At 64.3% G+C, this 10,871-nt stretch carries 7 protein-coding genes and 2 pseudogenes; 3 read left to right on the forward strand and 6 right to left on the reverse strand.

Annotated elements, in window-relative coordinates; all coding sequences use genetic code 11:
• Window positions 1-14: 14 nt before the first annotated feature.
• A pseudogene (locus CLV65_RS02470) lies at window positions 15-1,610 on the reverse strand (RNA polymerase sigma factor); the annotation flags it as partial.
• Between the two features lie 127 nt (window positions 1,611-1,737).
• Window positions 1,738-2,643, reverse strand: coding sequence for a hypothetical protein (locus tag CLV65_RS02475; RefSeq protein WP_094691784.1), 906 nt, complete (start codon window positions 2,641-2,643; stop codon window positions 1,738-1,740).
• 174 nt (window positions 2,644-2,817) lie between these two features.
• Here CLV65_RS02475 and CLV65_RS02480 point away from each other — a divergent pair, with 174 nt between their 5' ends.
• Window positions 2,818-3,966 carry a polyprenyl synthetase family protein gene (locus CLV65_RS02480; RefSeq protein ID WP_244569211.1) on the forward strand — a complete coding sequence of 383 codons (1,149 nt, stop codon included), beginning with the start codon at window positions 2,818-2,820 and terminating at the stop codon, window positions 3,964-3,966.
• Between the two features lie 26 nt (window positions 3,967-3,992).
• Complete coding sequence (locus tag CLV65_RS08900; protein WP_211278441.1) at window positions 3,993-6,386, forward strand: protein kinase domain-containing protein; 2,394 nt, start codon at window positions 3,993-3,995, stop codon at window positions 6,384-6,386.
• A 118-nt stretch (window positions 6,387-6,504) separates the two neighbouring features.
• Here CLV65_RS08900 and CLV65_RS02495 read toward each other — a convergent pair whose 3' ends face one another.
• The gene (locus CLV65_RS02495) at window positions 6,505-7,227 is read right to left on the reverse strand and encodes a lysophospholipid acyltransferase family protein (protein WP_094691786.1); all 723 of its coding nucleotides are present in this window, start codon (window positions 7,225-7,227) and stop codon (window positions 6,505-6,507) included.
• 84 nt (window positions 7,228-7,311) lie between these two features.
• On the opposite strand from CLV65_RS02495, the gene CLV65_RS02500 reads away from it, so the two are divergent.
• Window positions 7,312-7,830, forward strand: coding sequence for a hypothetical protein (locus tag CLV65_RS02500; RefSeq protein WP_094691787.1), 519 nt, complete (start codon window positions 7,312-7,314; stop codon window positions 7,828-7,830).
• Between the two features lie 191 nt (window positions 7,831-8,021).
• Here CLV65_RS02500 and CLV65_RS02505 read toward each other — a convergent pair whose 3' ends face one another.
• The 3 genes and pseudogenes from CLV65_RS02505 to CLV65_RS09260 all read right to left on the reverse strand — a co-directional run.
• Entirely contained in the window at window positions 8,022-8,969 is a 948-nt protein-coding gene (locus CLV65_RS02505; RefSeq protein ID WP_094691788.1) for an ROK family glucokinase, read from the reverse strand.
• 160 nt (window positions 8,970-9,129) lie between these two features.
• Entirely contained in the window at window positions 9,130-10,200 is a 1,071-nt protein-coding gene (gene trpD, locus CLV65_RS02510) for an anthranilate phosphoribosyltransferase (RefSeq protein ID WP_094691789.1), read from the reverse strand.
• A 320-nt stretch (window positions 10,201-10,520) separates the two neighbouring features.
• Window positions 10,521-10,709, reverse strand: a pseudogene (locus CLV65_RS09260) (SEC-C metal-binding domain-containing protein); the annotation flags it as partial.
• Window positions 10,710-10,871: the final 162 nt, after the last annotated feature.

The raw sequence follows: 10,871 nt of genomic DNA on the forward strand, positions 1-10,871 counted from the left end.
AGCGGGCTGTGTGTCTACTTGCTCAGGAAGTCCCTGAGTGTCTGGGAACGGGACGGATGACGCAGCTTCGACATCGTCTTGGATTCGATCTGGCGGATGCGTTCGCGCGTCACGCCATACACCCTGCCGATGTCGTCGAGCGTCTTCGCCTGGCCGTCCTTGAGGCCATAGCGCATTTCGATGACGCCGGCCTCACGGGGGCTGAGCGTCTCGAGCACCTGCTTGAGCTGCTCCTGCAGCAGCGAGAAGGCCACTGCGTCGGAAGGCGCGATGGCGTCGGTGTCCTCGATGAGGTCGCCGAATTCGGAGTCTCCGTCCTCGCCCAGCGGGGTGTGCAGCGAAATGGGCTCACGTCCGTACTTCTGCACCTCCTGCACCTTCTCGACCGGCATGTCGAGTTCGCGGGCGAGCTCGTCCGGCGTGGGTTCGCGGCCCAGGTCCTGGAGCATCTGGCGCTGCACGCGGGAAAGCTTGTTGATGACCTCCACCATGTGCACGGGCACGCGAATCGTGCGCGCCTGGTCAGCCATGGCTCGCGTAATGGCCTGTCGGATCCACCATGTGGCGTAGGTGGAGAACTTGAAGCCTTTCTTCCAGTCGAATTTCTCGACCGCGCGGATCAAACCGAGGTTGCCTTCCTGGATGAGGTCGAGGAACAGCATGCCGCGGCCGGTGTAGCGCTTGGCGAGGGACACGACGAGTCGCAGGTTGGCCTCGAGCAGATGGGACTTCGCCTTCTGCCCGTCGTTGGCCGCCCACTTGAGCTCACGGCGGCGCTTGAAGCTGAGCGTGCCGCTTTCCGTGTCGAGCAGATGCTGGGCGTACAGCCCTGCCTCGATGCGTTCCGACAGGTCGACCTCCTGCTCTGCGGTCAGGAGGTTGACGCGGCCGATCTGCTTGAGGTAGTCCTTGACCGGGTCGGCGGTGGCGCCTGTCGCGACGACGCGGCGCTTGGGGTTGCCGGCGGGCGTGAGGTTGTCGTCGTCATCGTCGTCGCGGTCCGAGACGATGAACGCGCCTTTCGCACTGACGGACTGGGCGAGCTGACGCTTCTTCTCGGCCTCGTCCTCCTCGGACTCCTCGTCGCGCGCATCGTCGGCAAGGTCATCCTCGGAATCCTCGTCCTCCTCATCGTCGTCCGCGTCCTCGTCAGTGTCGCCGAACTCGTCCTCGATGTCGTCGAAATCGTCGCCCAGGTCATTCTGCTCGTCGGTCAGCTCGTCGGAGATGTCCTCCTCGAGCTCATCGTCTGCAGCCTTGGCGTCATCGTTTTCTTTGAGCAGCTGCTTCGTCGGCTCTTCGTCCTGGGGCTTGGACGACCGCGACGACCGCTTCGGGGCTTTCGCGGCGGTCTTGGCGTCGGATGACTTGGCGGTGGACCGTGTCGTGGACTTGCGCGTCGTCTTCTTCGCACCCGTCTTCGCTGCTGATTTCGCAGCTGATGATTTAGCCGCTGTTGATTTCGCGGCCGTGGACTTCGCGGTGGAGGATTTGGCGGACGTCCTCTTCTTCGTCGTCTTCGCACTGCCGGCGGAAACCTTGGACGCCGCCTTCGTCTCCACGCCTGCCTTGGCTTCGTCAGCGGTCTTGGCTGTCGGCTTGGCAGCGGTCTTCGCATTGGTCTTCGTGGTGGCCACAAACCCTCCTCGCACGGCGCCTGCGGTGCCCTACGTCACTTTGGGCACAGTTATGGCAAGCGCAACTCAACAGTTGACCACTATACAGTACCGTGCGACCTCATTGCCGGTCCCCGGCGTTCCTTTCATCGACAGCGGAATCGGCCCACGCAGGCAGCACATTGAACTCCGCGGCGGTGAGGATGATGCTCGCCAGCGAACACCCCGGGTCGATCCGCAGGGCCTCGTCAGAGCAGCGCCTTGATTCGTCGAGGAACCCCATCCACCAGCAGATGTACGCGACGCACGCCAGCGGATGCGCCCGGTCCTTGCGAGGCACCGCCTCCACCACCACGGAGAACAGCCGGAGCCCGGTGGCGCACCGCGTGGCATCGGGGAACGTCCCCGGGTCGCGGAACACGCCGTTGAGCGCGTCATAGACCGTCTTGGCGCTGTTGACGTCGTGGGGGTCGCTCGCCAGCAGCTTCATCGACCTGCGCGTGAGCGGGCACAGGACCGAGACGAGCATCGCGTCGCGCATCGACAGCGTCTCCCTCGTGCCCGCCACGATATGCAGCAGGGATTCCTCGCTCAGACGCGCCTCCCCGCCGGCGAGCGCATCCATCCACTCGTCCACGGCAGGCGCGAACCACGCCCCGTCGGCCTCCACCAAGCCCTTCTCCAAGCGCTGCGAATGGAAATCCTGCGCCGCACGCTTGATCGCCGGCTCGTCAAGCGTCATGTGCTGAACGCCGCGGGCAACGCCCGCGCATTCCTTCACATGCTGCATCATCAGGGAAAGCGTCGGGGCCTGGTCCATCCCGCCGGCGCAGCCTGCCGTCTCGCATGCCTCGGCCGCCCGCTGCGCCGTCTGCGGATCGTGTGCCTGTGAATCCTGCGGGCGCGAACCATACGAACGCGAATCCTGCGGACGCGAGTTGCGCGAGTGCGGGGTGCGCGGACGCGATGATACATGATGATGCGATTCGCCCGTCGGCAAGGGCTGCTGCTTCGACTGCTGCGACATGAAGGTGTCCTTTCACCAAGGGCGCCCCGGGATGGCGCCGTGTGGGCTCAACGCTGCCACATCTGGGCGGCTCACCCATGGGTTTTCGACCAATGTGGACCGTCTGCCCTTGTGCGGAACGCCCCTGTGGACAACCTTTTTCGAACATCGTGTGAAGGCGGTCGCGACCGAGCCATGGGCTACGATGGACGCGTGACCCAGATGACCCGCGAACAGATAGACACACGCATCGAACGCCTCGTGGCGGATTACTGCGCCTTGGATACCGCCGACGGCACGGATGCCACCGACGGCATGGATGCCACCGACGGCATGGCGCACAAGGACGGGCCGGATCCCGTTCTTCAGGTGGCGTCCCTCGTCGCCGACCAAGCGGTCGCATCCTCGCGCGGAGGCAAGAGGCTGCGCGCGCTGCTGCTGCTCCAGGCGTTCGACAGCGCCCATGGGTCCCCTTCCCTGCTGCCCACGGCGCAGGACATCGCATGCGCGATCGAAATCTTCCAGACCGCCGCGCTGGTGCATGACGACATCATCGACGACTCCGACTTGCGGCGGGGTGCGCCATCCGCCCACCGGGCGCTGTCGGATGCGCTGCATTCGCCTTCCCAAGGCAACGGGCTTGCGATCATGCTCGGCGACCTGCTCGCCACCGGGTCGGTCGACGTCATGCACCGCGCGGCGCTCAAGGCACCGCATCCCGATGCTGTGGTGTCGGCGTTCCTGCGCATGCACCGCGCCGTCGAGATCGGCCAGATCATGGACGAAGCCGTGGAAACGCTCCCCTTGGACGCCCCCGGCCAGCTCGCTCTCGCCGCCCAGCGCACCTACCGGCTGAAGACCGCCAGCTACACGACGGTCGCGCCGCTGCTGCTGGGCCTGCTGTGCGCCGGCGTGAATCCCGACGCTGCCCATGAGGCAGCCGAAGCGGTCGGCGAACCACTGGGGATCGCCTTCCAGATCAACGATGACCTCATCGACGTGATCGGCACCAGCTCCACGACGGGCAAACCCGTGGGCGGCGACATCCGCGAAGGCAAACGCACCCTGCTTCTGGCGGACGCGCTGATGGCGGCGGACGAACCCACCCGGCGCTTTCTCATCGCATCGTATGGGGCCGACGACGAATCGGACCGCGATGTGCCGCGCATCATCGAGATCTTCCGCACCACGGGCGCCGTGGACGCATCCCGCCGGCGCATCCGTTCCCTGTGGGCGCAGGCACGCCAGGCCTTGGCATCGCACTGCGCCGCACTGGGATTCGACGCCGAGGGCACCGCTGCCCTCGAACGCCAATGCAGCCTGTTCGTCCCGGGCATCGGGTGATCGGAGACGGTAATACGATGTCATATATGAACCCTGTGGATCCAGAAAAACCCGCGGACCCCGAAGCTGCCGGAACGCCTGAACCGACCGAGCCGCCGGAAGGCGACCTCGTCGACGGACGCTATTCCATTCGCCGCCGCATCGCCGACGGCGGCATGGCGACGGTCTATGAGGCTCAGGACGTGCGGCTGGACCGCACGGTCGCGCTCAAGGTCATGCACACGCGGCTGGCACAGGGCCCCAACCGCGAGGCATTCATGCGGCATTTCCGCCGCGAGGCCCAGTCCGCGGCACGCATCGCGAACCCCCACATCGTGCAGGTGTACGACTTCGGGCAGTGGCACGGGCTGGACTTTCTCGTCATGGAATACGTGGATGGCTGCAACCTGCGGCATGTGCTGCATGAACGCGGCCGTTTCACGGTCGACCAGACCCTGCATGTCATCGGCGAGACCCTGGACGGGCTCACCGCGGCGCATGGGCAGGGCGTGGTCCACCGCGACATCAAGCCCGAGAACATCCTCATCAACACCCGCGGCCATGTGCAGATCACGGATTTCGGCCTGGCGAAGGCGGCCTCGCAGACAACGATGGCGACGACAGGCATGCTGCTGGGGACGGCGGCCTACCTGGCCCCCGAAATGATCGAGTCGAACCTTGCCACGCCGCAAGGCGACCTGTATTCGGTGGGGATCATGGCGTGGGAGCTGCTGTGCGGCGTCGTGCCCTTCGACTGCGACAATTCGATGACCATGGTGTTCAAGCACGTCAACGAGGACGTGCCCGACGTGGCGAGCATCTACCCGGACGTTCCCGCGCCGGTGAACGATTTCATACGGCACCTGACGATGCGCGACATGGAACGGCGTCCGGCTGACGCGGCCGCGGCGCTCGCTGAATTCGAGCAGATGCGCGAGAGCCTCTCTGCCGAACAGCTGGGATGGCGGGCGCAGGAAGCCCCGTCCCCCGAGGCCTTGGCGGGAACGACGAAACTAGGGCAGGTCGCCCAACGCGCCCGCATCGCTTCCCCCATCGGCGCCACCGGTTCAGACGCAGACAATGCAGACAATGCAGCAGGCACAGACGCCGCGGAGGGCAACGGCATCGGCGGCGCAGACACGGCCGGCAGCGCGAACCCGACCGGCAGAGCAAACACAGCTGCAGACACAGCATCAACAGCATCAACAGCATCAACAGATTCGGCGACGGCACACGACGCATCGGTCGACGACGCGGATGCAACAGTGCCTCTTGCAACAACGACGGTGCCCATCATGCGCGATGACGGGATGAATGCCACGGCATTGCTGCCGCAGGACGATTTGCCCACGATGGCGATCCGCGACGATGCCTCCGACAGCGCGACCGCCCCTGCGAACACCCTTGAGACCACCCCTGCGACGCCTCCCCTTCCGCCGGCAACCCCCGCACATGACCGGCGGCATTCCGCACGCCGTCTTGTGGTGACCGTCCTGCTGGTGCTTGTGCTGCTGGCGGGCTGCTCCGCGGTCTGGTGGTTTTTCTCCGGACCGGGAAGCTACCGCGTGCTCCCCGCCGCACAGGACGTTCCCTGCGACGCGTCGACCGCCTCTTGCACACTCACGAACGCGAATTGGGACAACTACCGTGCGCTTCTGGACGATGAGGGAATCGCCTATCAGGTGACGGAACGCAACGACGATTCCGTGCCCGCCGGCAGCATCATCTCGACATCCCCCTCGCTTGTGGGCAGCCATGTGTCGATTCGCGGCGGCATCGTCGATGTCGTCGTCTCGCAAGGCGCCGTCCAGCTGACGGTGCCCTCCGATCTGCTGGATGCGAGCACAGCCGATGGAAAGGACCCGTTGGCGGCGCTCGCGGCAACCGGTTTCACCAATGTGCAGCATGATGAATCCGCCGACCAGTATTCGCTCACGGTCCCGCAAGGGGCGGCGATCTCGGTGACACCCGCCCCGGGAAGCACCGTCGACCACAACACCACCGTCACCGTGGTGCTGTCCAAGGGCCTCAAGCCCATCACCTTCCCCGACGTGGTGGGAAAGACGCGCACTGAAGCCGAATCCACGCTGGCGCCCGACAACCTGACCATCACGTGGAAGCAGGAATATTCCGACTCTGTTGAGGAAGGCACGGTGATTTCTGCTTCCGCGGCTGCAGGCGACGCTCTCCATTGGGGTGACAGCGTGACGATCACCGTGTCGAAGGGGCCGCAGATGGCCACCGTGCCCGATGTGGTCGGCAGCAGCTACGACGACGCTGAAAAGACACTCACGGCCCTTGGCTTCAAGGTTGAGAAGAAGACGACGATCCTGGGCAATTGGACGGACCAAGTGCGTCAGCAATCCGTGGACGCCGGCACGTCGGTGCGCATCCACAACACGGATGGCACGCCCACGGTCATCACCCTCACCGTCGTGTGAAAACTGCACGGTGCGGCTGCGCGACCCTTGAGACGCGCAGCCGCACCAAGACGAATGGCGGCTCAGACTATGCCTGAACTCAGACTATGCCTGGCTCAACCTGTGCCTGCGGCGAAACCTATGCCTGCGACGGCTCAGCCTGCGTCTGGGACGGGTTGCCGCCCTGCTCCTTGAGCATCTTCTTGTAGACCTGGGCGTAAATGTCGACGTATTCCTGGCCGCTCATCTGCTGGATGCGGTGCATCATCTCGTCGGTGAGCTCGCGGATCGCCTCATGGGTGATGGCGTCCGGCTCGCGGCGTTCCACCTCGATCGGCGTGCCGTAGATGACGGTGACCTTACCTTTGCCCGGCATCACCTGTCCGGGCGCCTGGATGTCGCGGGTGCCGATGAGCGCGGTGGGGATGATCGGAGCGCCTGTTTCCATCGCAAGGCGCGCAACGCCGGTATGGCCGCGGTACAGCCTGCCGTCCGGGCTGCGCGTGCCCTCGGGGTGGATGCCGAACACATGCCCGTCCTCGATGATCTTGCGAGCGGTTTCCATAGCCCCCAGCGACTTGCTGCCGCCGGAACGGTCGACCGGGAACACGCCTGCCTGCGTGAACCACCACTTCTTGAAACGGCCTTTGATTCCCTTGCCTTCGAAGTATTCGGCCTTGCCCATGAAATGCACCATGCGCGGCGACGTCATGGGAATCACCGCGTCGTCGATGACGGCAAGGTGATTTGCGGCGATGATGGCGCCACCGGTCCTGGGGATGTTCTCCACGCCCACGCACGTCGGATTGAAACGTCGACGGGCAATCGGGCTGAGCGTTTTGACGAAGAACCAGTACAGCATTGCGTTCCTCCGAACCACGCATGGCGTGCCGCGCGGCGCGAGGATTTTCGCATGCCGCGGCGCTCCAGGCGATACAGTGTTACCATGAGCGACTTCAACAATAGCAGTGCGTCCGAAGAAACGTCACGCGATGGTACGAACGGCGGCGTTCCTGCCGGCGACACGGCGGGGAACGACAATCTGGATTCCCAGTGGAGCGAGTTCCTCTCCGAGCATGCCGACGACGTGTCGGCGCTCGATGCGTCCCGCACGGCGAAACGCTTTGAGAGAGAGGCCGCCAAGCAGGACAGGCTGCGCCATGAACGCCAACGCAAGGAAGCCGAGAGGCAGTTCAAGCAGATGGCACAGTCCGAGCAGGGTCAGGGGCCGCGTGATTTCGAGACAAGCATCCTCGATGATGCGCCGGACGACCACTTCACGCCACCCACCAATTCAGACGCGAGCATGGACCATTACACGCGTGTCTATCTCATGCTGCTCGTCTCGGGGCTTGTGCTTGTCGTGCTCGGATTCGTGTTTCCCCGACTCTCAGCGGCGTTTGAATCCACCGGCGGCATGCTGCTGCTCATCGGCATCCTCGCGCTCATCATGCGCAAACGGTGACCTGCACAAACGGGTCACCTGTGCAAACGCTGAACCTGCACCAACAGTAGCCCTGTACAAACGGTACCCACGCCGGAATACACAACATTCAGGACACAGCAATGGGGCTGCCCCACCAACGTGGAGCAGCCCCATCATGCAACATGGCGACCGCAGGCAAGCGGCCGCCTGCCGCGCCTAGCGCCTAACGCCTAACGCAGCGACAGGTTCGCGGCGCCGATGAGGCCCGCGTCCTGGCCAGCGCTCGCCGGCACGATCTTGGCGATCGGGCGATATGCGCTCGCCTGGAGAAAGCGCTCATACGCCTGACGCGCCGGCTCGAGCAGGATATCGCCCACGGCGATGACGCCGCCGCCGATCACATAGATGTCGGGGTCAAGCACCGCGGAAATGGCTGCCATCGTGCGACCGAGCCATTCGCCAATCTTGTTGAAGGAATACAGGCCGAGCACATCGCCTTCCTGTGCCGCCTTGGAAATCATCGGACCGCGCAGATCCTCGATGTGACCGTTGCACAGCTCCATGAGGCGCGTCGCATCCTGGGGGCGGCGGCGCACCGCGGCCTTGGCGAAACGTTCAAGGGCGGATCCGGAGACGTAACGCTCGGCGCAGCCGCGCAGGCCGCAGCCGCAGGTGTCGCCGTCCGGCACCATCGGCAGGTGGCCCAGCTCGCCCGCCATACCGAACGAGCCGCGGTACAGTTCGCCATTGAGCACAATGGCGCCGCCCAGACCGGTGCCGACGGTGAGCATCACCATGTTGCGGCTGCCTTTGCCGGCGCCATGCACGTATTCGCCCCAGCCTGCGCAGTTCGCATCATTCTCGACGACGACAGGGATGTCAGCGCCGATGAGCTCCTCGATGTGACCGGACAGGTCGTAGTTGATCCATGCGGGGATGTTCGCGGAGAAGTTGACGGTGCGGCGGTCCTGCTTGATGTTGCCTGCGGCGGAAATGCCGATGGCGCTGATGTCATCGAACGACTCGCATGCCTTCTTGTACAGTTCGGCAACGTTCTCATTGATGCGGTCAGCGTCGCTTTCGGTCGGGACGGTCCAGGACCTGACGATCGTATCATCCTCATCACACACACCGACGGCGATCTTCGTGCCACCGATATCCACAGCAAGCTTATGCATGTTCCCTCCTGAATTGACCGGGTTCGACTTCGACTTGCGCGGCCGCTCATCCTTGGGCTGCCGCGACACACAGTTCACCTTACCATGAAGCCCGCCGCAGCGCACTACGACGGGCTTGGTAATAGTCACAATGTGACCTATTCGACACAGATGTCGGATGTCAGGCCGCAGAACCTGCCTTGACGGCCTTCGCGGTCTCGATCCATTCGTTGAGCTTGTCGGTGGCGGCGCCGGATTCCACGGTCTTCTTGGCGATGCCGTACGCTTCGCCAATGCGCTGGGAAAGCGGGGCATCGGGTTCGCTCAGCAGCTGCGTGTTGACTGCGATGGCGGCTGCCGCGTTGAGCAGGATCGTGCTCGTGCACGGCAGTTCGCGGCCGGCGATGACGTCGCGCGCCACCTGAGCGTTGTATTCAGGGGTGTCGCCCTTGAGGTCGGAGACCTCGACCTTTGCCAGACCCAGCTGCGTGATGGGATCGAAGGTGCTTTCGGTCACGCCATCATCTTCGATGTGCCACAGCGTGACGGGACCGGTGGGCGCAAGCTCATCCATGCCTTCGTTCGACGTGAACACCATGCCGGTGGCGCCCTGCTTGTGCAGCACGTCCGCCATGATGGAACCCAGGGAGGGATCCGCGCAGCCGATGACGCAATGCTTGGGATGCGCCGGATTCGTGATCGGGCCCAGCACGTTGAATACGCACGGCACGCCCAACTGAGCGCGGATCGGGCCGACGAAGCGCATGGCGGGATGGAACACGCGGGCGAAGGCGAACGTGATGCCCACCTTCTCCCCCACCTGTGCGGCCTGCTCCGGCGTCAGGTCAAGCGGAAGGCCGAGCGCTTCGAGGCAATCGGCGGCACCGGACTTGCTGGATGCGGCGCGGTTGCCGTGCTTGGCGATCTTGACTCCCGCGGCGGCTGCGATGACCGCGGCGGTCGTGGAGATGTTAACGGTGGCGAATCCATCACCGCCGGTTCCCACCAAGTCGGTGGTCTCCCCAGAAAGCGGCAACGGCAGCGCATGCTCCACCATCGCGTGGGCGGCTCCTGCCACTTCGTCCGCCGTGAGCCCCAGCTGCTGCTGAGTGGCGAGCACCGCGCCGACCGCGGCGGCATCGGCATTGCCATCCATGAGCTCGTCGACGTACCACTCGCTTTGCTCCTGCGTGAGATGCTCGTGCTTGACGACGAGCTGGTTCAGGATCGACTTCCATGTGTAGTCGGCCACGGTCTTCCTCCTTGTAGATAGTGGTTTTGTTCAGTGACAGGTCCATACTAGGCAGCCCGAATGCGTCGGTCTTGTTACATGACCACATTGCGGCACCGTTACGGGCTTGTCCCTGCGGATACATACGGGATGGGCGAATGAAAGAGCGGGGTGCATTGGGAGCATTGGGTGCAGCGAATGCAAGGGATGGACGAATGCGCGGGACAGTCGAATGCACACGACTGGCATATGCCAAGCCAATGAATGCAAAAAGGCGGCACCGGACATCATCCCGGCACCGCCTTCTGATCAGCGAACCTCAGCCGATTGCATTGGTCGGCTTACTCCTTGGTTTCGTTGCGGCCGTGGCACATCTTGTACTTGCGGCCCGAACCGCACGGGCACTTCTCGTTCGGCTTCGTGCCCGGGAACGTGCGACCGTCCTCCCACGGGGAGTGGGCCTCGACGCTCTTGGGGCGCTTGTTCGTCGGAAGCGCCGAGTCGGCGTGGCTGAGCGGCTCGTAGCCGACCTGGCCGCGCGGTGCGGAGTATTCGTCGGAATTAGACTCGCCCACGGACTTCGGTTCCATGCCGTCCGGCTCCTCGCCGTCGATCTGGCCGTCGGACAGGTCGTCGGCGGTGTCGGCCTCGGACTTGTCGGCGTTGTTGGAATCGGGGTCGTCCGGCGCAGA

This window comes from Pseudoscardovia suis, from assembly GCF_002797875.1.
Lineage (GTDB): Bacteria > Actinomycetota > Actinomycetes > Actinomycetales > Bifidobacteriaceae > Pseudoscardovia > Pseudoscardovia suis.

Coding starts and splice junctions, on each gene's coding strand:
- CLV65_RS02495 (WP_094691786.1), bottom strand. CDS start 7,227: ATGCTGTACTGGTTCTTCGTCAAAACGCTCAGCCCGATTGCCCGTCGA.
- CLV65_RS02500 (WP_094691787.1), top strand. CDS start 7,312: ATGAGCGACTTCAACAATAGCAGTGCGTCCGAAGAAACGTCACGCGAT.
- CLV65_RS02475 (WP_094691784.1), bottom strand. CDS start 2,643: ATGTCGCAGCAGTCGAAGCAGCAGCCCTTGCCGACGGGCGAATCGCAT.
- CLV65_RS08900 (WP_211278441.1), top strand. CDS start 3,993: ATGAACCCTGTGGATCCAGAAAAACCCGCGGACCCCGAAGCTGCCGGA.
- CLV65_RS02505 (WP_094691788.1), bottom strand. CDS start 8,969: ATGCATAAGCTTGCTGTGGATATCGGTGGCACGAAGATCGCCGTCGGT.
- CLV65_RS02480 (WP_244569211.1), top strand. CDS start 2,818: ATGGGCTACGATGGACGCGTGACCCAGATGACCCGCGAACAGATAGAC.